Genomic DNA, 22009 nt, shown 5'->3' with positions numbered 1-22009 from the left:
GCTCATGAGACCTGGGGTGTTGCACAGACGTGCAACACTCCCTTTTTTAAATTGTCTTTAATTGTAGAAAATAGTATAATGATAGGGCGAAAATGGAACTGTCTTTTGAAAGGAGATTCAACATGAAAGCTCGTACCATCGTCAACGATATATACGAAGTGGGGATCCGGGACTGGACCCTCCACGACTTCCACGGCTTTGCCACTCCCAGGGGGGTTACTTACAACTCCTTCCTGATCATGGATGAAAAGATCTGCCTGATCGACGGGGTGAAGGCTCCTTTTGCCGGGGAACAGCTGAGCAACATCCGGACCATTGTGGACCCGGAAAAAATCGACTATATCGTAGTGAACCATGTGGAACCGGACCATTCCGGCAGTCTGCCGGCTCTGGCCCAGGCCTGCCCCCATGCGACCTTCCTGATCACCGTCCAGGGCGCCAATGAACTGAAGGAACATTACGGGGACATCTTCAAGACCCAGATCGTGAAAAAGGGCGATACGGTCAGCCTGGGGAAACGGACCCTGGCTTTCCAGCCCATCCCCATGCTCCATTGGCCGGATTCCATGGTCACCTACTGCCCGGAAGAACAAATCTTGTTCTCCAGCGATGCTTTCGGCCAGCATTACTGCTGCAGCAAGCTGTTCGATGATGAAACCGAAGTGGAGAACATGTTCTTTGAAGCCCAGAAGTATTTTGCCAATATCCTGATGCCCTACCGGAAACTGGTGCCCAATACGGTAAAACTGGTCCGGAGCCTGCCTCTCAAGATGATCTGCAGCTGCCACGGCTGTATCTGGCGGTCCAATATCGAAGGGATCCTGAGCCGCTACGAAGCATGGGGCAGAGGAGAAACCGTAGACCGGGTCCTGGTGGTATTCGATACCATGTGGGGCGGCACTGCAGCTATGGCCCGGGCCATGATCAAAGGCATTGAAAAACAGGGGATGCGGGTAAAGCTGTACCGGTATGAAAGCAGCCTGAAGGCCGATATCGTCAGCGACCTGCTCACTGCCAAAGGAATCCTCATCGGTTCTCCTACCCAGAATTCCGGGATGATGCCCACCATCGGCGGGTTCCTCACCTATCTGAAAGGCCTGAAACCTACCGGGAAGAAGGCGGCTGCTTTCGGAACTTACGGCTGGGCCGGCGGCGCCGAAAAGGATATGGAAGCCCTGATCAAAGATTCCGGCATGGAACTGCTGCCAGGATACAATGTGAAATGGCGTCCGCTGCCTAAAGAGCTGGAAGCCGCTGAACAGTACGGCTTTGATTTTGCTGAAAAAGTCAGCAAGGGAGAATAACATCGGCCGGAGTCAGTATTCCGGAAGCCCCAAGGGCAGGGATGCTGAACGGGACAACAGGGTCTGGGGTTGCTGCGGCAGCGGCAACCCCACCCGCATATCAGGAGGAACCATGGAAGATATCATCGTGGGACGGAATGCAGTGCGGGAAGCGCTGCGCAGCCAGCGTCCCTTCAACAAAGTGTTGGTCCAGGAAGGGTCCCATGGAGGCAGTCTCAGCGAGCTCTTGGCCCTGGCAGAGGAACGGCAGATCCCGGTGGAAAAAGTCTCCCGGGAAGTACTGGACCGTCTGTCCGGAGGGATCCGGCACCAGGGAGTGGCGGCCCAGGGGGCTCCTGTGGCCTTCCAGGATCTGGATACGGTGCTGGCACAGGTGGAAAAAAAGGGGGAAGTGCCCCTCCTGCTGCTCCTGGATGAACTCCAGGACCCCCAGAATGTGGGGGCCCTGATCCGGACCGCCAATGCTGCGGGAGTCCATGGGGTGCTGCTGCCCCAACGCCGGAGCTGCCCTCTCAATGCTGTAGTGGCCAAGATTTCCGCCGGAGCCGTTGAATATGTGCCGGTGATCCAGATCGGGAACATTGCCCGGACCATGAAGCAGCTGAAAAAGCGGGGCTTCTGGATCGCTGGAGCGGATATGGACGGGGAATCCCAGTATTTCGATGCCAACTTGACGGGCCCTATGGTCCTGGTGGTGGGTGCCGAAGGCAAGGGCCTGGGGCGCCTGGTGAAGGAAAACTGCGATTTCATTGTCCGCATTCCCATGCTGGGACAAGTTTCCAGCTTGAATGCCTCGGTGGCCGGAGGTATCCTGCTCTACGACATCGTCCGGCAGCGGATCTTGGAAGAACGGAAAAAAGCAGTGCAGAGTAAAGCGTAAAGAGTGAAGAGGATGCTGCAGTGACCTGCAGCATCCCAACCTCGAGCCCCCAAAGAAGCTGCATTCACCAGAGGAGGCGGGATCCATTGCAGGAAGAAATCCGGAAAGTCTATGATACTCTGACCGATGAAGAACTGATCCGGCTGATCCAGGACCGGGACGACCAGCAGGCCCAGGACTATCTCTTGGACAAATACAAAGAATTCGTCAAAATCAAGGCTGCCCGGTATTTCCTGGTGGGAGCAGAGAAGGAGGACATCATCCAGGAAGGGATGATCGGCCTCTTCAAAGCCATCCGGGATTACCGACCCGGCAAACAGGCCTCTTTCAAAGTGTTCGCGGAAATCTGCGTGAACCGGCAGATCATCTCTGCCATCAAAAGTGCCACCCGGCAGAAGCACCGGCCTCTGAACTGCTATGTGTCCCTGGATAAGCCGGTATTCGAAGAAGGCAAGGAGCGGACCCTGCTGGACATGCTGGGAGGCGGCCATGGCGTAGATCCGGAAAATCTCCTGGTGGACCAGGAAGCTTTCATGGACATCGAAAAAAATGTAACGTCCATGCTGAGCCCTCTGGAATGGCAGGCTCTCTGCAAATACTTAGAAAGCAAGAGCTATCAGCAGATTGCCCAGGAACTCCGGCGCAGTACCAAATCCATCGATAATGCCCTCCAGCGGGTGAAACGGAAATTGGAGAAATACCTGGCCAGCCGGAACCATGAACTGGACCTGGTAACCTTGAACAAAGGGCTGCTGATCATGGCGGCCAAGGAGCATCTCCGGGGCAGTGATGAAAAGAATGATAGAATTGAAACAATCTGACAATTTATTTACTGCCGGAAAGAAGAAAAAGAAAGCCTTTGCAGGAATTTCCTTTCACGGCGGCGAATAACATGATATCAACAGCGGAAAATCGAAACAGATAAAGGGAGGGCGATACACATGAGTCAAATGGAAGAATTTCTGAAACAGGTGGAAGCTGTACAGGGCAAGGAAGAAAAAGTCCTGATCGTCACTGGAAAACCCGGCAGCGGCAAGAGCAAACTGCTGCGGGAGGCGGCGGAAGCCAAGGGCTGGGATTACGTAGACACCCGGCTGCTGATCACCGAAGAATTCCTGAAACTGCTGCCCAGCGAACGGAAAGCCCAGGCACCTGCTATGCTCACGGAAGAACTGTCCGGACATCGGGGAGACGTAATCCTGCTGGACCGGGTGCAGACCTTGTTCGTCCCGGTGTTCCATATCGATCCCAAGAGTGTCATCGATGCCCTGGGGAAGGCCTATACCGTAGTCCTGGCCTGGCCAGGATACGTGAATGACGGACTGCTTTGCTATGATAAATTCGACGGCACGGAATCCATCCGGATTTCTGCAGCGGATTATACGGTCTGGGAAGTGGAATAAGGACAGGAAAGGGTGAGCCCAATGCAGGAGAAAAACAGGGGCACTCTGGCGGTGCTCACCGGCGGAGGGGACTGCCCAGGACTGAATGCCGTGATCCGGGCTGTGGTCAAGACCGCCATCCATCACGGTTTCCAGATCTATGGCATTTCCAATGGGTTCCACGGGCTGATCTGCAACGATATGAAGCTGATGAGCCTGGCCGATGTTTCCGGGATCCTGCCCCGGGGCGGGACCATCCTGGGGACCACCAATCGGAACAATCCCTTCCATTATGCTGCCGGAGAAGATGATAAGGGCAATGTGATCTATGAGGACAAGCGGGATGTGGTGGTCCGGAACCTGAAGGATCACGGTATCGGCTGTCTCATCGTCATCGGCGGAGACGGGAGCCTGAAGATTGCTTATGATCTCCACCGGTTCTGCGGAGTGGATGTGGTGGGGGTCCCTAAGACCATCGACAATGATCTGCCCTGCACGGAAAGGACTTTCGGCTTCGATACGGCCATGGCCATGGCCACGGAAGCCCTGGACCGTCTCCATACCACGGCGGAATCCCATCACCGGGTGATGGTACTGGAAGTCATGGGCCGGTATGCCGGATGGATTGCGCTCCATTCCGGGATTGCCGGGGGAGCCGATGTGATCCTGATTCCGGAGATCCCTTATGATTTGGATGCGGTGATCCGAAAGATCCGCCAGCGTCAGCAGAGCGGCAAGAAGTTCAGCATCATCACTGTGGCAGAAGGAGCCAAGCCCATTGGCGGCGAGATGACCATCGCCCGGATGGTGAAGGACAGCTTCGAACCCATCCGGCTGGGGGGTGTGGGAGAGAAATTGGCCAGAGAAATCGAAGCCAGGACCGGCATCGAATCCCGGTGCACCGTACTGGGCTACCTCCAGCGGGGCGGTTCCCCTACTGCTTACGACCGGGTGCTTTCCACCCGGTATGGCGCGGCGGCTGTGGAAGCCTGCCTGGATGGGGAATACAATGTGATGGTGGCCCTCCAGGCCAATGCCATCGTCCGGGTGCCTATTGCCCGGGCTGCCTCCCAGCCCCATCAGGTACCGGTGGATTCGGATATCATCCGGACCGGCCGGGAAGTGGGGATTTCCTTCGGAGATGAAAAGCCGGAGTCCTGAACATCTTGAAAAATCTAAAAAGAGAAGCACAATTTTTCTTAAACTGGTGGGAAAAATCCGTGACTTCTCTTTTTTTTTTCGGGACAGATGCCATATAATGTACAAGTTCTCATAACGAAACAGTATAGCAAGCAGGAGAAGGAGTGTGTATCGTGAGTGAAAATCTGATTGCCGTCTTGTTGGGCATCGTGGAAGGCCTGACAGAATTCATCCCCGTATCTTCTACCGGCCATATGATCATCGTAGGCCATATGATCGGTTTCGAGGGGAATCTGGCCAAAATCTTTGACGTGGTGATCCAGCTGGGGGCTATCCTGGCGGTCCTGGTGCTCTACAAGGAACGTTTCGCCCGGTTCCTGACCAAGGAGGGCTGGCAGCTGGGCAGCGGCCTTACCGGCTGGCATATTGCCGCAGGCTGCGTTCCCACCATGGCTTTTGCCTTTCTGGTCCACTCCTTCATCAAGAAGTATCTGTTTTCTCCGGCTACAGTGGCGGTAGGCTTGGTACTGGGGGCTTTCCTGATGATCTATGCAGAACACCGGATCAAAGGCCATGAAAAAGAATTGGTCCAGGATGTGGACCACATCAGCCTGCGCCAGGCGCTTTATATTGGTTTCTTCCAGTTCCTGTCCCTGTGGCCCGGATTTTCCCGGAGCGGGTCCACCATGGGGGGCGCCCTACTGGTGGGGGTGAACCGGAAGGCCGGAGCGGATTTTACTTTCATCATGGCCCTGCCCATCATGGTGGCGGCCTGTCTGTTCGAACTGCTGAAGAATCTTTCCGCCCTCAGCAGCGGGGATCTGATGGTCCTGGCCATCGGTTTTGTCACCGCCTTTGTGGTGGGTTATCTGTCCATCGTTTGGTTCATGAAATTCCTCCAGCGTTCCACTCTGACCGCTTTCGGGATCTACCGGATCCTCCTGGCCCTGGTCACCATCGGATACTTTTATCTGTGAGGATGAGGGTTTATAAAATTTCTTACAGTTTTTCTAAAAAAGCTGTTGACAATTTCCCTAAGTTCCATTATACTTATCCTTGTTACGAACGAAAAGCGCTGGCATAGCTCAAATGGTAGAGCAACTGACTTGTAATCAGTAGGTTGAGGGTTCAATTCCTTTTGCCAGCTCCAAATATTCGCAACAGACAAATGTGGAGAGATTCCCGAGTGGTTAAAGGGAGCAGACTGTAAATCTGCCGCCTCTGGCTTCGAAGGTTCGAATCCTTCTCTCTCCACCAAACATCGCGGGGTGGAGCAGTTGGTAGCTCGTCGGGCTCATAACCCGAAGGTCGTTGGTTCAAGTCCAGCCCCCGCAACCACATGCTGATGTAGCTCAGTTGGTAGAGCGTATCCTTGGTAAGGATAAGGTCACCAGTCCGATTCTGGTCATCAGCTCCATTTTATGGCGGCGTAGCTCAGTTGGCTAGAGCAGTCGGTTCATACCCGGCCTGTCCGCGGTTCAAATCCGTGCGCCGCTACCATTACCAACACAGCCCCGTAAAGGGGCTATTTTAAAATCCAAAAAAATATCAGGAAGCGTTGGGAGGTATTCTAATGGCTAAAGAGAAATTTGAAAGAACAAAACCCCATGTGAACATTGGTACCATTGGTCACGTTGACCACGGCAAGACCACCTTGACCGCGGCAATCACCAAGGTCCTGTCCGAAACTCCGGGCTGCAAAGCCACTTTCGAAGCTTATGCCGACATCGATAAGGCTCCGGAAGAAAGAGAACGTGGTATTACCATTAATACCGCCCACGTTGAATATGAAACCGAAAAGAGACACTATGCACACGTCGACTGCCCGGGGCATGCTGACTATGTAAAGAACATGATTACCGGTGCTGCTCAGATGGACGGCGCCATCCTGGTCGTTTCTGCTGCTGACGGCCCTATGCCTCAGACCCGTGAACACATCCTGCTGGCCCGCCAGGTTGGCGTACCTGCCATCGTCGTGTTCCTGAACAAATCCGACCAAGTGGACGATCCTGAACTGATCGAACTGGTTGAAATGGAAGTCCGTGAACTGCTGAGCCAGTACGGCTATCCTGGAGACGATGTACCCATCGTCGTAGGCTCCGCTCTGAAAGCCCTGGAAGGGGACAAGGAACAGCAGGACAACATCCGGAAACTGATGAAGGCTGTTGACGAATACATCCCGACTCCTGTCCATGACTTGGCTAAACCGTTCCTGATGCCTATCGAAGACGTGTTCACCATCACTGGCCGTGGTACCGTTGCTACCGGCCGTGTGGAACGTGGCGTGATCAAAGTCGGCGACACTGTGGAAATCGTTGGCCTGTCCGACGAAAAGAAACAGTCCGTAGCTACCGGTCTGGAAATGTTCCGGAAGACCCTGGATCAGGCTGAAGCCGGCGACAACATCGGCTGCCTGCTGCGTGGGATCGACCGTACTGAAATCGAAAGAGGCCAGGTGCTGGCAAAACCGGGCACCATCCATCCTCATACGAAATTCAAAGGCCAGGTTTATGTACTGACCAAAGAAGAAGGCGGCCGTCATACTCCGTTCTTCAACGGCTACCGTCCGCAGTTCTACTTCCGTACCACCGACGTTACTGGTGTAGCTCACCTGCCTGAAGGCACTGAAATGGTTATGCCTGGGGACAACGTGGTGATGGATGTTGAACTGATCACCCCGATCGCCATCGAACAAGGTCTGCGTTTCGCTATCCGCGAAGGCGGCCATACCGTTGGTGCCGGTGTCGTTACCGAAATCGAAGGCTAAGCAAACCAACAGGATGTAAAACTTGAGGCCGACCAATCCATCGGCCTCAGTTTTTTGTTGACATCTTGACAGTTCTATGATAGTCTTTATAGGCGGCTTTTGGGAATCAAGAGTTTGAATGTAAGTGAGGTGTTAAGGAATGGCAGCTGGAAACCGTGTGGGTATTACCCTGGCTTGCACCGAATGCAAACAGCGTAACTACCAGACTACGAAGAATAAAAAGAACGATACCGAACGTATCGAAATCAAGAAGTATTGCAGATTCTGCAAGAAGCATACGATGCATAAAGAAACGAAATAAGGTGGAGCGATACTATGGCAGCATCTCAGTTCACCCCGGATGTGAAAAGCACCTCTGGCGTGGGTGGTTTTCTCCGAGAAGTGAAAACCGAAATGAAAAAGGTAACCTGGCCGACAAAGCGGGAACTGATCGGATATACCATTACGGTCATTGTTTCTTCTCTCTTTGCTGCTTTTTTAATCTGGGCCATTGATGCTATCTTATCCGTACTGTTTCGCTTAGTGATGGGAGTGCAATAAGCATGGAAGGTCAAAAGCACTGGTATGTCATTCATACTTATTCCGGTTATGAGAATAAGGTCAAGATGAACCTGGAAAGCAAGATCCATTCCCTAGGTATGGAAGAGCAGATCTTCCAGGTGCTGGTTCCCATGCAGAATGAAGTGGACGCAAAGGATGACAAGCAGAAGATCGTTGCACGGAAGGTATTTCCGGGCTATGTACTGATCGAAATGATCGTAGACGATCGGACTTGGTATGCTGTGCGGAACACCCCTGGTGTAACCGGCTTCGTTGGCACTGGCACGAAACCCATTCCCTTATCTGACCGTGAAGTTGAACGCATCCTTGGGGCACAGCCCAAAGAAGGCAGCGGGAAGGCTGCAGGCAAGACTGCCGCAGAGCCTGTCGTCCGGATGGAATGCCCTGTAGGTTTGAATGATACCGTCCGCATCAAGGCCCCTGGTTTTACTGATATGGTCGGGACGGTAGCGGAGATCAACGACGAACAGCAGAAGATCAAAGTGATGGTCGAAATGTTCGGACGTGAGACTCCCATTGAAGTTAAATTCACCCAAGTGGAAGCTATTGAATAAGTAAGGAGGTGTAAATTATGCCTAAGAAAGTCGTAAAGATGGTTAAACTGCAGGTTCCTGCTGGCAAGGCAACTCCGGCACCTCCCGTAGGTCCGGCACTGGGCCAGGCTGGTATCAACATCATGGCCTTCGTGAAAGACTTCAACGAACGGACTGCCAAACAGGTTGGTCTGATCATCCCTGTTGAGATCACTGTTTTCGAAGATCGTTCCTTTACGTTCGTTACGAAGACCCCTCCTGCAGCTGTCCTGCTGAAAAAGGCCTGTGGGATTGAAAAGGCTTCCGGCGAACCCAACAAGAACAAAGTTGCCACCATTAAACGTGACAAAGTCCGTGAGATCGCTGAAAGCAAGATGAAAGACCTAAACGCTGGCTCTGTTGAAGCTGCTATGCGCATGGTCGAAGGTACTGCCCGGAGCATGGGTATTACTGTAGAAGACTAATGTCTGACAGACTGTGGGAGGCAAAAGCCGTTTGACCACAAGGAGGAACAAACAATGAGTAAAGCTGGTAAGAAATATACCGACGCCGCAAAGCTCATCGAAGCTGGCAAGGCATATTCCCCCAAGGAAGCAGTTGAACTGGTAAAACAGACTTCTGTGACCAAATTCGACAGTACGGTAGAAGTTTCCGTCCGTCTGGGCGTAGATCCTAAGTACGCTGACCAGCAGGTCCGCGGGGCTCTGGTTCTCCCCAACGGCACTGGCAAATCCAAGACTGTGCTGGTTTTCGCAAGAGGTGCTAAAGCGAAAGAAGCTGAAGCAGCCGGCGCTGACTTTGTTGGCACTGATGAATACGTAGAAAAGATCAAAGGCGGCTGGACCGACTTCGACGTCTGCGTAGCCACCCCTGACATGATGGGTACGGTTGGCCGTCTGGGTAAAATCCTGGGCCCCAAAGGCTTGATGCCTAACCCCAAAGTGGGTACTGTGACCATGGATGTCACCCGTGCCGTCAATGAAATCAAAGCTGGTAAGATCGAGTACCGTACCGACAAAGCCGGTAACGTACAGACCGCCATCGGCAAAGCTTCCTTTGACGCTGATAAGCTGCTGGAAAACTATCTGACTCTGATCACCACCCTGATCAAAGTGAAACCCTCCGGCGCAAAAGGCCAGTATATCAAGAGCGTAACCCTGAGCACCACCATGGGCCCTGGCGTTCCCGTCGATGTACTGAAAGCCGACAGCAACAAATAATCAAATAGAAAATGACCATCGGACCCAAGACAGCAGGCGCGGAAGCCTAACGAACCATTCACCTGCCTAGGTCGGAGTGTTGATAAACATGACCTCCGGCTGACCCGCCGAGAGGTCTTTTCGTTGATTAATAAAACTCTGACGCAAGGAGGTGTACTACTGATGCATGATATTAGACCTGAAAAAGCTGGGAAAGTCGCTGAACTGAAAGATCTGCTGACCAGCTCCAAGGGTGTTGTCCTGGTTGACTACTGCGGTCTGACCGTAGCTGAAGATACCGAACTGAGAAGCAAGATGCGTGAAGCTGGTGTGAAGTACATGGTTGCGAAAAACACCTTTATCCGTATCGCTGCCCAGGAAGCCGGTATCGAAGGGCTGGATGCCTACCTGGAACACAACACCGCTGTGGCCTTCTCCGCTGAGGATCCTGTGGCTCCTGCCAAGATCCTGAACGATTTCAGCAAGGACCACAAGGCTCTGGAAATCAAAGCCGGTGTCCTGGATGGTAAAGTCATCGGCCTGGACGAAGTCAAGGCTGTGGCAGAACTGCCTTCCAGAGAAGAACTGCTGGCCAAACTGGTTGGCAGCATGCAGGCCCCTATTTCCGGGCTTGTCAACGTACTGCAGGGGACCATCCGCAACTTTGTGTATACCCTGGAAGCTGTACGGCAAAAGAAAGAGCAGGAATCTGCTTAATCGGAAATCAGGCTGATCCTGCAGCCTGATGAAAAACCATTACCCATTTCATTTAAAATTTTGGAGGTATGAAAAATGGATAAAGATCAAATTATGGAAGCCATTGAAAATATGACTGTTCTGGAACTGGCCGACCTGGTTAAAGCCATGGAAGACAAGTTCGGTGTCAGCGCTGCTGCTCCTGTTGCTGTAGCTGCTGCTCCTGCTGCCGGCGCTGCTGCTGCTGAAAAGACCGACTTCGATGTTGTCCTGAAAGAAGTTGGTGCCAGCAAGATCAACGTGATCAAAGTTGTCCGGGAACTGACCGGCCTGGGCCTGAAAGAAGCCAAAGCTGCTGTTGACGCTGCTCCTAACACCCTGAAAGAACATGTTGCCAAAGCTGATGCTGAAGCTATGAAAGCCAAACTGGAAGAAGCTGGCGCTACCGTAGAACTGAAATAATTTCTGCTGCACCAGAAAGGGGCTGCAAAGAAATGAGCAATCATTTCTTTGCAGCCCTTGTTTTGCATAGAATCCAAAGACCTTAATCTGTGAAAATACTATGGGAGTGTTGCATATTTTCCTGCAACACTCCCATAGTTGTAGAGTCTTATATCTGGCATAATAGAGGTGCCCTTATCATATCTCAATGCAGGGTTCTTTATTCTTCTTCGATGATGACTTTTTTCTTATTGGGCCGTACATACCAGGCGGCAAACCCGCATAAACCGCTGATGCTGGACAGCCATGTAGCAGGCATCTTCAGCATGGAATTAATGGTAAAGACAAGCGACGGGTTGTACATCAAAATTCCAGCACATTGCACAAATACGATTGTAAGGCCCATAAGCATGTACAGCACCATTGTAATCTCGAAACCAAAAGCAAGAATGGCATAAAGTTGTTTTTTCATTATGCGATACTCCTTTTAAGCACCTGCTACAGGAAGAACCTGCATCATTACTAAGATTGATAAAATAACTTCTGGCAAGGCATAAAAGTAAACCAATTCTTTGAAAAGTTTAGTTGGTTCTTCTACGCCTGCGATACCGCATCCAATGTAGATGGGGGCAGAATTGGGCGGCACACAGCCTTGATTGGATACCAAGTTAATAAAGGCCACGGCACAGGCTACTGGCGGCAGACCTATGGTCCGCAGTGCAGCATAGCAGGCTGCACCCATGGCTGTGGTAGTAGCTGTGGAGTTAAAAGGGCCCACCATAATGGTTAAGATGATGGCAATGCTGAAAATAACCAACATGGGAGAATAATTGGCAATTTCCTGGAATACAGCTACGAATTCTTTAGTTAGATTCAATTTTGTCAGCATCCTAGAGGAAACGAACGCAAAAATTAAGATGGCACCCAATTCATTGAAACGGTCGATTGTGGATTTGCACATTTCATGCCACCCTTTTAAGTTGTGAGGCAAACTTTTCCAACCTTCCAAAATGGAGAAAAAAGTAATCAACATGGGAATCCAAAGGATTAGAGAAATGGACTTGAAGCCGCCTTTAATGGGCGCCATCATGGCTTTTACGATTTCTCCGGTAGGCCCCATGGTGGCCAGCAGTGGCAAGGCTACACCCAGGAACAGGATCAGGGCAGAACCATTTTCTTTCAAAGCTTTGCTGATTGGTTGGATTTGGTCTGATGGGAGACCTTTCAGTCCCTCCTTTTTGGCAAAATACCATACTACACCTAATCGAATGATCAGGGCGACTATTCCGACGCTCATGAGTCCAATATATAGTTGAGAGCCATTGAGTTCCTTCGCAACAGAGTCAAAGGCCAGGAACAAAAGCATGGTTGTAGAGGGAGGGAAAACATTTCCAAGCCCTGAATTGCCAGCTACTACGCAGGCGGCCCTTTCCTTTGACCAACCTGTCTGTTTCATCCAAGGAATTGTCACAGAACCGATGGCTGCGGTATTAGCGGAAGCTACACCGGAAACCATTCCGAAAAGGGCACACCCAATTGTGGCTACATAGCCAGCGCCGCCAGGCAGACGACCCAGGAAAGCATTCAGGATATTTACCAAACGGCCGATGATTCCGGTCCTTTCCATGATATAAGCCATGAATACAAACGCCAAACCAGCGTAAACCACTTCCTGGCTAATGGCGTACATGATCCCGTCTGTTCCGAATTTCACTGGGTCTTTTCCGCCGAAGAATACTCCTACAATCCAGAGGAGGATGCAGGACCACATCATGGCTTCGCCCATCTTTCGCTTCAGTACCATATTGAATAAAATGATAGCTCCGATGTATAACAGCAACGATACAATACCTATGCCGATGTGCTGCATAATTGGCCTCCTTTTATAGATTCTCTGTTACTCCATAGTCCATGCACAATTTTTTCAATTCACGAATTGTGGTATCGGATAATTCAACGCCTTTTTTTGTACTTTCAGTTTCTTTCATTCCTTCGATTTCCCCGGGCAGATATACTTTGTTGTGTCCAACTGCAGGCGGACAATCAGAAAAATCTTTCAGCTCAGCATCTACCTTTTGCAGGAATTCTTCTTCGGGCAGAAATTTATCTGGGTTGATGACAATCATTACGTAACCGATATCCTGTGGGTGATCAAAATCTTTAAAGAATGAATGACTTTTCCTGGAATTGAGACCGCCAGCCAAACAACTGCACATTATGTCAATGAATAAGCTCAAGGCGGACCCTTTGGCTCCGCCAAAAGGTACCATGAAGGCTACGTGATGGGGATCCGTAGTGGGGCGGCCTTCTTTATCCACGCCCCAGCCCAAGGGAATCGATTTTCCCTCTTTTTGAGCCAGTACCACTTTTCCATGGGCAACAGTACTGGTGGCACCGTCAAAATCGAAATTGAGCTGACCCCCAATTGTTAGACCAAAAATCTAACAATTGGGGGTCAGTTTTTTATGGCAAAACACAGCTATGAATTTAAGAAAAAAATAGTACTGGAATATTTGAACAGTGACGAAGGGTGTATTTCTATTTCACGTAAATATGGGATGGCAAGTAGCAGCCAGCTGCTAAAGTGGGTTGCTGCTTACAAGGCATTTGGTGATGATGGACTGAAAAGATCCCGCTCTCAAAAAATATACTCTTTCAAAGAAAAACTTTCTGTGGTAGAGTCTTACTTAACAAATGAAATCTCATATCAGGAACTAGCAATTCAAGTAGGGATCAACAACCCATCAATGATTGCCAGATGGGTCAATGAATTTAGAATTGCGGGACCAGATGCTTTACGGTCACATAAAAAAGGCAGGAAGAGAACTTTGAACAAATCTCAAACCAAAAAAACAGATACCCAGGTTCAGCAGCCGATGGTCGACATCAGTGTGGAACATGTCAAGGAGTTAGAGGATGAAAATCTTAAACTCCGTATAGAGAATGCTTTTTTAAAAGAACTGAGGAGACTGCGTTTAGAGGACGAAGCAAAAATGAGAGAGTTGCGAAAATCATCTCCAGTCTCCGAAGATCATTCAAATTGAAAGACCTTCTCTCCTATACTCAAATGCCCAAAGCGACCTATATGTACTGGCAGAAACGGTTTGACCGCGTGAATCCAGACCAGGAAGTAGAGGACAAAATACAGGAAATCCGCAGCCAGCATAAAGATTATGGATATCGGCGCATGACCGGTGAGCTGAAGAATCAAGGGATTTGCGTGAACAAGAAGAAAGTTCAACGTATCATGCAGAAACTGAGCCTTCAGGTAACATCCTTTACCCGGAAAAGCCGTAAATACAGTTCCTATAAGGGTAAGGTAGGGACCATTGCTCCGAATAGAATACATCGTCGTTTTGAGACGAATATCCCACATCAGAAGATTACGACCGATACTTCAGAATTCAAATATTATGAAGTAGATACACAGGGACATCTGACCCTGCACAAGCTTTATCTGGATCCTTTCCTGGACATGTTCGATGATGAAATCATCAGCTATGGAATAGCCAAACGTCCTTCGGCTGAAAGCATACTGGAAGCTCAAGCTGAAGCAATCGAAATTACTGCTGATTGTCCATATCGAAGAACGTTTCACTCCGATCAGGGCTGGGCATACCAAATGAAGGCCTATACCAGGAAACTAAAAAAAGAACGAATTTTTCAGAGCATGTCTCGAAAGGGTAACTGTCATGATAACGCTGTAATGGAAAACTTTTTCGGCTTAATGAAACAGGAAATGTATTATGGAGTGATCTACTACAGCTACGAAGAACTAAAAGCCGCTATCGAACGATACATCAAATACTATAACGAACAAAGGATCAAGGAAAAACTGGGCTGGAAAAGTCCTGTTCAATACAGGCTTTCTTTGCTGGCAGCATAAAAAAGTAACGAGACAGTAAAAACCATCTCGTTACTAAGGTCTAACTTTTTGGGGTCACATCAAATCCCTCATATGATTGGCTGGAACCGCTATAGCAAACGGATTGGTGCCCAGCATGGCTTTGGCTCCCCCAAAGGGTACTCCATTGGCGATGCTGTTGGCCATGACAATGGCAATCATCCCTTTTTGAGAAGCGTAGCGGCTGTAAAAAGAACAAGCCCCAAAATGGTTCCCATGTTTCACTGTTACTACAGCACATCCGGTATCTTTGGCTTTTTTGATGGCTAGATCCATAGCCTGGCGGCCGATTTTCGCACCAATCCCATTATGACCGTCCAGAGCGGCAGTGGATTCGCTTTCGGCGATTACAGTGGCATCGACACCGGACTTGATGACGCCACAGGATACCCGCTTGGCATAGACCCCCAGACGAGATAGACCATGGGAATGGACTCCTCGGGCATCAGCATAAAGCAGATTCTCCAGAAATATTTCCGCCTCAGAATTTTGCAGTCCTGCTCTTTCCATGATCTGTACACCCAAATTCTTCAGATCATCATAAGAATAACGCATGATGATTACCCCTTTCTTTAACACGCTGTCGATAATAGTACTGTCCATAAACTTCTGAAGAAAATAACACTTTTTCAGAAGCATATGAAAATTTGCTTGATTTGATTATTACCGATTTTTTAAAGTATTTCCAATATATATTTTTCCATATATAATATGACTATAATGTAATATTCTAAGGAAGGTGTTTCGGATGTCCAGCCATACTGATTATTATTTCATTACCATCGCCCAGACGGGGAACCTGAACCAGGCGGCTCAGCAACTGTATGTTTCTCAATCATCATTGAGCAAATATATCAGACGATTGGAAGAATCTCTGGGAGTACCTTTGTTCGATCATTCTGTTGCTCCCCTCCGGTTGAATGAAGCCGGCAAACTGTATTTGGCATATCTGCAGGATGCCCAGGAAAGAAAGGAAGTCCTACAGGCACAGTTGGATGAGATCAGCCATCAGGAAAGGGGAACCTTACGTCTAGGGATTCCCATCTTCAGTGCCCAGCATTTTTTGCCTACTATTTTACCTAGATTTTCCCGTCGGTACCCCCATGTCAAGATACAGTTAGCAGAAGAAGCGGGAGAAAATCTGGAATCCAGATTAATAGATAAGGAAGTGGATCTAGCCATCCTCCATATGCCCATAGAGGATCCAGCTTTAGAATATCGCTTTCTGTTGATGGACCGAATTTTATTGGTAATGCATCGAAATCCAGAACAGGAAGATGAAATCCAGCCAGGAAATCCGGAAGCTTTTCAGGACTTTCAATGGATTTTGCCTTTGCGCAGCCAGAAAATGGGAAAAATTGTAGATGGTTATTTGAGTACTGTATCTTTTTCACCCCGTATTTATCTCCGGAGTAAAAGTTCTGCCCTGCGGTTGAAGCTGGCAAAACAGGAAAATTTTGTCAGCTTTATCACTGAAACGGCCTTTATGGGGATGTCCTCGTCTTTAAAAAAGCAGTTGGCTTTTTATACATTGCCGGATGAAGCAATGAATCACTGGAGAATCAACGGAGCTTTTCGGAAAGGATATCTCTTGAAACCATATGAACAATTTTTTTTGCAATTATTCCAGGAATTTAAGATTGATGAATAGACATATGCACAATACCGTTACTGGATATAGATTTTTGAAGAATCACTTGTAGGAGATACGTTGTGCCAACCTGTATCATTGCCTATTTTACTTTTTTCGAAAGAGTCTTTAAATGAAATCTAAGATACCAAATCTATATCCTATTATTTTTTGCTTAAATGGTATTCCTTTTTGTACATATAAAAGGTGAAATAATTTATATTTGAATTATTTACCGATTTCAATAATAATAAAAATATAGAGATGCAAGGAAAAGAGTAAGATGAAATTACCAACAACTGTCTGGATGAAAAGCTTTTTTGAATATAGTACTGTCTAAAAGGGACACAGAAAGGTGGAATTGCAATGACTATTGGAAATCGTATCTTTTTGAAAAAACCGGAAGCTCCCCAGGAATTGCTGGATGCTTTTGGGTCCATCCCTGCAGCTAATATCTCTGATACAATGGGACGGCTGGTGGGGATGCATCCCCGTATTCAACTCCAGAGCGCGCCTAAAAGACCAATTACAGCAGGCCGAGCTTTAACCATTAAAACACGCAGCGGAGATAATTTGATGCTCCACCAGGCTCTGAATATGGCTAAACCTGGAGATGTATTGATTGTTTCTAACGATGGAGGCGAGATGTACCGATCTCTGATTGGAGAAATCATGTTCACTTACTTGGCTTCCACAGGTGCGGCGGGCATCATCATCGATGGTCCTATTCGGGATATCGATGCGGTTCGCCAGATGGAAATGCCCATTTACGCTACAGGAACCAATCCAGCTGGCCCATATAAAGAAGGGCCTGGTGACATCAATGTGCCCATTTCTTGTGGAGGTATTAGCATCAACCCTGGTGATATCATCGTCATGGATCAGGACGGTGTCATTGTCATTCCATTGCAGGAAGCAGAGACGGTATTGAAGAATGCCAGAGCATTTCAGGAAAAAGATGAATCTAAACTAAAATTGACGCAGGAAGGTAAATCGAATCGGGATTGGGTGAACAAACTGATAGAAGAGAAAAAAGTTGAAATTATCGATGGAACTTACTATAAATAAAAATGGAAAATAATTTTAACGACAATAAGTGAAATTGGACAGAATATCCAGGTTTGATGGGATAAATGTTGCATTGCTTTCAGAAAGATAGAAAAAAGATAAAACGAGGAGTTGCTGCACAGACTACGTGCAGCAACTCCTCGTTTATTTGTCAAAACTGTGACGTACAGTAAGATAATATGAACAACTAACTTTAATATTGAAAATAAAATAATTACTAACTATAATAATAGAGCGATTTAACTTAAAAATGTTCAAAATGAAACGAAAATAAGAATACAAACTTATTTGCAACATTCATGTTTTCTTATAAATGAAGAAAATCACTTACTTTTCTTGAATATACTGGGATAAAATGGAGAAGTATCCCATGAATATTGGTTAGTAATATCTAATATATATTTAAACTGGTTAGTACAAAAGGAGGAACCATGAACAACGTAAGTGCAATGGTGGAGATTTTTCATAAGGGCGGCTATGTGATGTATATCCTGCTGCTGCTTTCTTTAGCAGTGGTGGCCATCGCCATCGACCGGTATCTGTTCTTCAAGCGCAGTGATTCCGGCCGGCAGTTTGCCCGGGAATTCTATGGACTGCTCCATCAGAAAGAATACGCCCAAGCTTTTGCCCTGGCCCGGGAATCCCATGGAACCATGGCGGAAGTGATCTGTGAAGCAGCTGACGGCTATCTGGAAGACAGCCAGGGCTTGGCTTCCTATCTGGAAATCCAGTCGGGGATCATGCTGAGCCAGTTCAACGCCAAACTATACTTCCTCAGTGTGGTGGTCACCATGGCGCCTCTCCTGGGGCTCCTGGGGACCATTACCGGGATGATCGGCGCTTTCAGCGTGCTGAACACCTCTTCCGGGGCCATGGCCATCACCGGGGGGGTGGGGGAAGCCCTGATTGCCACCGCCAGCGGGATTTTTGTGGCGCTGGCAGCTCTGGTGGTCCACTCCTACTTCAAACAGCGGATCGAAGGGATCATCACCGACATGGAACAGGTTTTCTCTGAACTGGAAGCCAAGCGGTCCAGTGTCCTGAAGGCAGGTGTGGCGACTCATGAAGCTGCGTGATCCGAGACAGTTCGAGAAACCAGAGATCATCATCATCCCCATGATCGACATCATGTTCTTCCTGTTGGTGTTCTTCATGATCAGCACCATGTCCATGGTGGACTTGAAGACCGTGGATGTGAATATGCCCAAGGCCAAGAACGTGGAGACCAATCTCTCCGTCACCTATCTGGTGACTCTGAAAAAAGACGGAAGCCTGTGGCTGGAAGACAAGCCCATCACCCAGGATGATCTGCTCCGCCGGGCTCAGGTGGAACAGAGCAAAAACAGCCGGTTTGCAGTGGCTATCCGGGCCGATGAAACGGTGGATTACGGGACTCTGATGCAGCTGATGGATGCCCTGAAGGGGGCTGGGATCAGCCGGTTCGCCTTGGCGGCGGACAAGAAATAGGAGCGCAGGGAATGAGGAACAGACGAGAAGATTTCATGGTCTGGGGGGCTTCCCTGGGAATCCATGCAGTGCTGCTTTTGCTGCTTTCCCTTACCGGGATTTTCAGCATGGCTGCCCATGAACCCAAAGATCTGACGGAAGTGGCTCTCTATGACGTGTCCGGTGGAGACGAAGGGGGAGGCGGCGGTTCCCAGGGAGAAGCCAGCCCGGAACCGGCGGCTCCGGAAGTGGAAACTTCGGTGGATGAAGTGGCCATTCCAGAGGAAAACGTCCCGGCAGTGGAAAAAAAGAAAGAACAGCAAGGCCCTGCTCCCCAGACAGTATCTGGGACGGCCGGAGAAAAAAATAATGGGGCTGGCAGCGGGTCCGGCAGTGGTTCCGGCAATGGAAATGGCAGCGGAACGGGAGATGGATCCGGCAGCGGGTCCGGCTCCGGCCATGGAGGCGGTGGCGGCGGTACAGCCAATCCGGATGCTTTGACTCCGGAAGTACCTCCCAAGATCACCTATCGGGCCCAGCCGGAATATCCGGCCAGCCTGCGGAAAAAGAATGCCACGGGTACCGTGGGGGTTTCCTTCGTGGTGGGAGCTGACGGCAGTGTGACCAGCGCTTCCGTGGACAGTTCCTCCGGGTATCCGGAGATGGATGCAGCTGCCCTGGCGGCGGTTTATGAATATACTTTCTCTCCGGCCCTCAACAGCAGCGGCCGGCCGGTAGCCTGCGGCAGCCATACCAACATCCATTTTGCCGTCCGGTAAGGAGAATGAACAGATAGGAGTTTTTGTGATGAGAAAAAGCGTATCGAAAAAACTGACCGGGGCCATCCTCTGGACCCTGTGTTTCCAGGCACTGCCCGGAGTGGCAGGGGCCATGCCCACCTACCAGCTCGATGACAGCACGGTGACGGTGGACCGGTATGAAGAACCTAAGGCAGAATCAGTGGATATTCCGGCAGAACCGGAGGCACCGGATGAAATCGCCGGGGGCAATACGGCCCGGACGGCGGATTACGGCACCCTGGGCAAGCGGGATGTGATGACCACGCCCTTCAACATGACCACCTTTACGGAAAAGATGATCCAGGACCGGCAGGCAGCCAGTGTCAATGATGTGATCGCCAACGATGCTTCTACTACGGACCAGACTCTGTCCGGGGCTTCCCAGGCCTGGAATATCCGGGGCTTCAAATCTACCCAGCAGGATGTTTCCTTCAATGGCCTCTATGGGGTGGCTCCCCGGTTCTATTCCGGGGTGGAAGGCCTGGACCGGGTGGAAGTGCTGAAAGGGCCCGGGGCACTCTTGTACGGCATGGCGCCCAACGGCTCCGTAGGGGGCAACATCAACTTTGTGCCCAAACGGGCCAAGGCCGGGGAACACCAGAACAGCCTGACCCTTTCCTTCGGGAACGGCCGGCAGTTCGGCCAGGATCTGGATCTGAGCCATCGGACGGAAGACGGGAAAACAGGGGTGCGGCTGAATGTGTTCCACACCAACGGCAGCACTTCCAACAGCGATGAAAGCATCAATACCAATGCCATGACCCTGGGGATCGATCACCAGGTGGGGAAATCCAAAATGTCCCTGGACCTGGGCTATGCCTACAACAAAATCGACAACATGCAGTACCGTCTTACTTTCGGATCCGGTTATCTGGGGGTCAAAGATCTGCCTTCTGCAGACCACAACAAAAAGTACGGCGCTCCGGACACCTTCCGGCACGTAACGGAAAAATACGGCATGTATAAGTATGATTACAAGTTTGATGACAATGTGAACGCCTACTTTGCCATCGGAGCCCGGGAAACCAAGATGGAATACCTGTACAACGACTTCCGGCTCAACGCCAAAGGCACTGCCAGCATCCGGTACCATGTGAACAACCAGATCAACAAGGCCAATTCCATGGAAGTGGGGGTCAAGGATAAGTTCCGCACCGGGGAATGGAAGCATGAAGTGACATTGTCCGCCAACCGGTACAACATGAAACGGTACATGTCCAACCGGACCGGCGCCTATTTCTCCACCAGCTACGACCATCCGGCCTGGGGAACCAATCCTCTGGACCGGTCCTGGCAGGAACCGCTCAATGATGAGACCACCCTCAGCGGGATTGCCTTGACGGATGTGATCTCCAATCCGGGAGAGGATTGGACCTTCATCTTGGGGGGCCGGTACCAGAAGGTGAAGCAGGATGTGTACACCGGCAGTGCCAGCTATGATTCTGACGCCTGGACCCCTGCTTTCGGGGTGGTAAAGAAACTGGGCAAACGGGTTTCTCTGTATGCCAACTACATCGAAGGGCTCACTGCCGGGGATGTAGTCAGCGGCGGCTACAAGAACGACGGAGCCGTGCTTTCCCCCTATAAGGCCAAACAGGTGGAAGCCGGGGTGAAGTACGATATGGGCAAAGCTCTGGCCACCCTCAGCGCCTTCCAGATCAAACAGAACGGATCCATGGAAAAGGATGATGTGCTCACTTCCAGCGGAGAAGTCCGGCACAGGGGTGTGGAAGCTTCTCTCTCCGGGGAACCGGTGAAGGGGACCCGGCTGTGGGGCAGTCTGATGTACATGGACGCCAAGTACACGGAGGATGCGGATTATCAGGGGAACTATGAAATGGGCATCCCCAAATGGACTGCTGTGGTAGGAGCGGAACAGGACATCCACGGAGTGAAGGGCCTGTCCGTGAATACCCGGGTCACCTATAACGGATCTGCCTATGTGGACCAGGCCAATACGACCAAGGTGCCCCAGTGGTACCGTTGGGATGCGGGAGTGAAGTATGAATTCACCGGCTTTGGCCATCATCCCATGACGCTCCGGGCGGATGTGTACAACCTGCTGAACAAATCCTACTGGAACGCCCTGAACGGTTCTACCCCGGCTCTGTATCTGGGGACCGGCCGCACCGCCCTGGTGTCGTTGGAAATGAAGTTTTAAGGGGCTGGGGAACAGCCCGGTCTCATGGCCCGCGACTCACGGCCCGCGACCTAAAGGGGCTGTTGCCCATGCAACAGCCCCTTTTTCTTTTAGGAGG

26 protein-coding genes and 5 tRNA genes are annotated in these 22009 nt (G+C 50.1%); 27 read left to right on the top strand and 4 right to left on the bottom strand.

What is annotated here, in order from left to right; translation table 11 throughout:
• Positions 1–122: 122 nt before the first annotated feature.
• The 19 genes from BQ2657_RS01685 to rplL all read left to right on the top strand — a co-directional run bounded on the left by BQ2657_RS01685 (position 123) and on the right by rplL (position 10924).
• Positions 123–1304, top strand: coding sequence for an FprA family A-type flavoprotein (locus BQ2657_RS01685; protein ID WP_075579083.1), 1182 nt, complete (start codon positions 123–125; stop codon positions 1302–1304).
• A 112-nt stretch (positions 1305–1416) separates the two neighbouring features.
• Positions 1417–2184, top strand: a complete 768-nt coding sequence (gene rlmB, locus BQ2657_RS01680; RefSeq protein WP_075579082.1) for a 23S rRNA (guanosine(2251)-2'-O)-methyltransferase RlmB — start codon at positions 1417–1419, stop codon at positions 2182–2184.
• 86 nt (positions 2185–2270) lie between these two features.
• The gene (gene sigH / locus BQ2657_RS01675) at positions 2271–3005 is read left to right on the top strand and encodes an RNA polymerase sporulation sigma factor SigH (protein WP_075579081.1); all 735 of its coding nucleotides are present in this window, start codon (positions 2271–2273) and stop codon (positions 3003–3005) included.
• Positions 3006–3125: 120 nt separating this feature from the next.
• Entirely contained in the window at positions 3126–3587 is a 462-nt protein-coding gene (gene brxF / locus BQ2657_RS01670) for a BREX-3 system P-loop-containing protein BrxF (protein ID WP_075579080.1), read from the top strand.
• A 21-nt stretch (positions 3588–3608) separates the two neighbouring features.
• Entirely contained in the window at positions 3609–4727 is a 1119-nt protein-coding gene (locus BQ2657_RS01665; protein ID WP_075579079.1) for a 6-phosphofructokinase, read from the top strand.
• 152 nt (positions 4728–4879) lie between these two features.
• Entirely contained in the window at positions 4880–5683 is an 804-nt protein-coding gene (locus BQ2657_RS01660; protein WP_075579078.1) for an undecaprenyl-diphosphate phosphatase, read from the top strand.
• Positions 5684–5780: 97 nt separating this feature from the next.
• A tRNA-Thr gene (locus tag BQ2657_RS01655) sits at positions 5781–5856 on the top strand.
• 22 nt (positions 5857–5878) lie between these two features.
• A tRNA-Tyr gene (locus tag BQ2657_RS01650) sits at positions 5879–5963 on the top strand.
• Between the two features lie 5 nt (positions 5964–5968).
• Positions 5969–6044: transfer RNA gene (locus tag BQ2657_RS01645), tRNA-Met, on the top strand.
• 3 nt (positions 6045–6047) lie between these two features.
• Positions 6048–6123, top strand: a tRNA-Thr gene (locus tag BQ2657_RS01640).
• Positions 6124–6129: 6 nt separating this feature from the next.
• Positions 6130–6206, top strand: a tRNA-Met gene (locus tag BQ2657_RS01635).
• 73 nt (positions 6207–6279) lie between these two features.
• Positions 6280–7473, top strand: coding sequence for an elongation factor Tu (gene tuf, locus BQ2657_RS01630; protein WP_075579077.1), 1194 nt, complete (start codon positions 6280–6282; stop codon positions 7471–7473).
• 139 nt (positions 7474–7612) lie between these two features.
• Positions 7613–7774, top strand: coding sequence for a 50S ribosomal protein L33 (rpmG, locus tag BQ2657_RS01625; protein ID WP_075579076.1), 162 nt, complete (start codon positions 7613–7615; stop codon positions 7772–7774).
• Positions 7775–7788: 14 nt separating this feature from the next.
• Complete coding sequence (gene secE / locus BQ2657_RS01620) at positions 7789–8013, top strand: preprotein translocase subunit SecE (protein WP_075579075.1); 225 nt, start codon at positions 7789–7791, stop codon at positions 8011–8013.
• 2 nt (positions 8014–8015) lie between these two features.
• Positions 8016–8588: a transcription termination/antitermination protein NusG gene (nusG, locus tag BQ2657_RS01615; RefSeq protein WP_075579074.1), complete on the top strand. Its 573-nt coding sequence runs from the start codon at positions 8016–8018 to the stop codon at positions 8586–8588.
• A 17-nt stretch (positions 8589–8605) separates the two neighbouring features.
• Positions 8606–9031 (top strand): 50S ribosomal protein L11, encoded by a 426-nt coding sequence (gene rplK, locus BQ2657_RS01610; RefSeq protein WP_012937656.1) that lies wholly within the window; start codon positions 8606–8608, stop codon positions 9029–9031.
• A gap of 54 nt (positions 9032–9085) precedes the next feature.
• Positions 9086–9787 (top strand): 50S ribosomal protein L1, encoded by a 702-nt coding sequence (gene rplA / locus BQ2657_RS01605; protein WP_075579073.1) that lies wholly within the window; start codon positions 9086–9088, stop codon positions 9785–9787.
• 162 nt (positions 9788–9949) lie between these two features.
• A complete protein-coding gene (rplJ, locus tag BQ2657_RS01600; RefSeq protein WP_075579072.1) occupies positions 9950–10483 on the top strand; it encodes a 50S ribosomal protein L10 in 534 nt (177 codons plus the stop codon).
• Positions 10484–10558: 75 nt separating this feature from the next.
• Complete coding sequence (rplL, locus tag BQ2657_RS01595) at positions 10559–10924, top strand: 50S ribosomal protein L7/L12 (RefSeq protein WP_075579071.1); 366 nt, start codon at positions 10559–10561, stop codon at positions 10922–10924.
• Between the two features lie 199 nt (positions 10925–11123).
• On the opposite strand, the gene BQ2657_RS01590 is transcribed toward rplL, so the two are convergent.
• Genes BQ2657_RS01590 through BQ2657_RS01580 form a run of 3 tightly spaced genes read right to left on the bottom strand, consistent with a single transcriptional unit; the run spans position 11124 to position 13329 of the window.
• Positions 11124–11375, bottom strand: a complete 252-nt coding sequence (locus tag BQ2657_RS01590) for a hypothetical protein (RefSeq protein ID WP_075579070.1) — start codon at positions 11373–11375, stop codon at positions 11124–11126.
• A 15-nt stretch (positions 11376–11390) separates the two neighbouring features.
• Positions 11391–12773 carry a TRAP transporter large permease subunit gene (locus tag BQ2657_RS01585; protein ID WP_083236134.1) on the bottom strand — a complete coding sequence of 461 codons (1383 nt, stop codon included), beginning with the start codon at positions 12771–12773 and terminating at the stop codon, positions 11391–11393.
• Between the two features lie 13 nt (positions 12774–12786).
• Positions 12787–13329 carry an Ldh family oxidoreductase gene (locus tag BQ2657_RS01580; RefSeq protein ID WP_261796532.1) on the bottom strand — a complete coding sequence of 181 codons (543 nt, stop codon included), beginning with the start codon at positions 13327–13329 and terminating at the stop codon, positions 12787–12789.
• A gap of 39 nt (positions 13330–13368) precedes the next feature.
• On the opposite strand from BQ2657_RS01580, the gene BQ2657_RS13505 reads away from it, so the two are divergent.
• Both BQ2657_RS13505 and BQ2657_RS13500 read left to right on the top strand, forming a co-directional pair.
• Positions 13369–13947, top strand: coding sequence for a helix-turn-helix domain-containing protein (locus BQ2657_RS13505; RefSeq protein ID WP_075578809.1), 579 nt, complete (start codon positions 13369–13371; stop codon positions 13945–13947).
• Positions 13914–14789, top strand: a complete 876-nt coding sequence (locus BQ2657_RS13500; protein WP_408607743.1) for an IS3 family transposase — start codon at positions 13914–13916, stop codon at positions 14787–14789. Before BQ2657_RS13505 ends, BQ2657_RS13500 begins: the two co-directional genes overlap by 34 nt.
• A gap of 54 nt (positions 14790–14843) precedes the next feature.
• Here the strand turns inward: BQ2657_RS13500 and BQ2657_RS01565 are convergent, their stop codons facing one another.
• On the bottom strand, positions 14844–15362 hold the full coding sequence (locus BQ2657_RS01565; protein ID WP_187119161.1) for an Ldh family oxidoreductase: 519 nt from the start codon (positions 15360–15362) through the stop codon (positions 14844–14846).
• Positions 15363–15555: 193 nt separating this feature from the next.
• Here BQ2657_RS01565 and BQ2657_RS01560 point away from each other — a divergent pair, with 193 nt between their 5' ends.
• From BQ2657_RS01560 to BQ2657_RS01535, 6 genes are all read left to right on the top strand, one after another.
• The gene (locus BQ2657_RS01560) at positions 15556–16458 is read left to right on the top strand and encodes a LysR family transcriptional regulator (RefSeq protein ID WP_075579067.1); all 903 of its coding nucleotides are present in this window, start codon (positions 15556–15558) and stop codon (positions 16456–16458) included.
• Positions 16459–16803: 345 nt separating this feature from the next.
• Positions 16804–17505 (top strand): RraA family protein, encoded by a 702-nt coding sequence (locus BQ2657_RS01555; RefSeq protein ID WP_075579066.1) that lies wholly within the window; start codon positions 16804–16806, stop codon positions 17503–17505.
• 431 nt (positions 17506–17936) lie between these two features.
• On the top strand, positions 17937–18581 hold the full coding sequence (locus BQ2657_RS01550) for a MotA/TolQ/ExbB proton channel family protein (RefSeq protein WP_075579065.1): 645 nt from the start codon (positions 17937–17939) through the stop codon (positions 18579–18581).
• Positions 18568–18972 carry an ExbD/TolR family protein gene (locus BQ2657_RS01545; RefSeq protein ID WP_075579064.1) on the top strand — a complete coding sequence of 135 codons (405 nt, stop codon included), beginning with the start codon at positions 18568–18570 and terminating at the stop codon, positions 18970–18972. The genes BQ2657_RS01550 and BQ2657_RS01545 overlap by 14 nt, the downstream gene beginning before the upstream one ends.
• An 11-nt stretch (positions 18973–18983) precedes the next feature.
• Positions 18984–19730, top strand: coding sequence for an energy transducer TonB (locus BQ2657_RS01540; protein ID WP_075579063.1), 747 nt, complete (start codon positions 18984–18986; stop codon positions 19728–19730).
• Positions 19731–19758: 28 nt separating this feature from the next.
• Positions 19759–21912: a TonB-dependent receptor gene (locus BQ2657_RS01535; protein WP_083236132.1), complete on the top strand. Its 2154-nt coding sequence runs from the start codon at positions 19759–19761 to the stop codon at positions 21910–21912.
• Positions 21913–22009 lie beyond the last annotated feature (97 nt).

It is taken from the genome of Acidaminococcus massiliensis, assembly GCF_900095825.1.
Classification (GTDB): domain Bacteria; phylum Bacillota; class Negativicutes; order Acidaminococcales; family Acidaminococcaceae; genus Acidaminococcus; species Acidaminococcus massiliensis.
This window is presented reverse-complemented; position numbering and strand designations above follow the sequence as displayed.

Coding starts and splice junctions, on each gene's coding strand:
- BQ2657_RS01685 (WP_075579083.1), top strand. CDS start 123: ATGAAAGCTCGTACCATCGTCAACGATATATACGAAGTGGGGATCCGG.
- rlmB (WP_075579082.1), top strand. CDS start 1,417: ATGGAAGATATCATCGTGGGACGGAATGCAGTGCGGGAAGCGCTGCGC.
- brxF (WP_075579080.1), top strand. CDS start 3,126: ATGAGTCAAATGGAAGAATTTCTGAAACAGGTGGAAGCTGTACAGGGC.
- BQ2657_RS01665 (WP_075579079.1), top strand. CDS start 3,609: ATGCAGGAGAAAAACAGGGGCACTCTGGCGGTGCTCACCGGCGGAGGG.
- tuf (WP_075579077.1), top strand. CDS start 6,280: ATGGCTAAAGAGAAATTTGAAAGAACAAAACCCCATGTGAACATTGGT.
- rpmG (WP_075579076.1), top strand. CDS start 7,613: ATGGCAGCTGGAAACCGTGTGGGTATTACCCTGGCTTGCACCGAATGC.
- secE (WP_075579075.1), top strand. CDS start 7,789: ATGGCAGCATCTCAGTTCACCCCGGATGTGAAAAGCACCTCTGGCGTG.
- nusG (WP_075579074.1), top strand. CDS start 8,016: ATGGAAGGTCAAAAGCACTGGTATGTCATTCATACTTATTCCGGTTAT.
- rplK (WP_012937656.1), top strand. CDS start 8,606: ATGCCTAAGAAAGTCGTAAAGATGGTTAAACTGCAGGTTCCTGCTGGC.
- rplA (WP_075579073.1), top strand. CDS start 9,086: ATGAGTAAAGCTGGTAAGAAATATACCGACGCCGCAAAGCTCATCGAA.
- rplJ (WP_075579072.1), top strand. CDS start 9,950: ATGCATGATATTAGACCTGAAAAAGCTGGGAAAGTCGCTGAACTGAAA.
- rplL (WP_075579071.1), top strand. CDS start 10,559: ATGGATAAAGATCAAATTATGGAAGCCATTGAAAATATGACTGTTCTG.
- BQ2657_RS01590 (WP_075579070.1), bottom strand. CDS start 11,375: ATGAAAAAACAACTTTATGCCATTCTTGCTTTTGGTTTCGAGATTACA.
- BQ2657_RS01585 (WP_083236134.1), bottom strand. CDS start 12,773: ATGCAGCACATCGGCATAGGTATTGTATCGTTGCTGTTATACATCGGA.
- BQ2657_RS13505 (WP_075578809.1), top strand. CDS start 13,369: ATGGCAAAACACAGCTATGAATTTAAGAAAAAAATAGTACTGGAATAT.
- BQ2657_RS01565 (WP_187119161.1), bottom strand. CDS start 15,362: ATGCGTTATTCTTATGATGATCTGAAGAATTTGGGTGTACAGATCATG.
- BQ2657_RS01560 (WP_075579067.1), top strand. CDS start 15,556: ATGTCCAGCCATACTGATTATTATTTCATTACCATCGCCCAGACGGGG.
- BQ2657_RS01555 (WP_075579066.1), top strand. CDS start 16,804: ATGACTATTGGAAATCGTATCTTTTTGAAAAAACCGGAAGCTCCCCAG.
- BQ2657_RS01550 (WP_075579065.1), top strand. CDS start 17,937: ATGAACAACGTAAGTGCAATGGTGGAGATTTTTCATAAGGGCGGCTAT.
- BQ2657_RS01545 (WP_075579064.1), top strand. CDS start 18,568: ATGAAGCTGCGTGATCCGAGACAGTTCGAGAAACCAGAGATCATCATC.
- BQ2657_RS01540 (WP_075579063.1), top strand. CDS start 18,984: ATGAGGAACAGACGAGAAGATTTCATGGTCTGGGGGGCTTCCCTGGGA.
- BQ2657_RS01535 (WP_083236132.1), top strand. CDS start 19,759: ATGAGAAAAAGCGTATCGAAAAAACTGACCGGGGCCATCCTCTGGACC.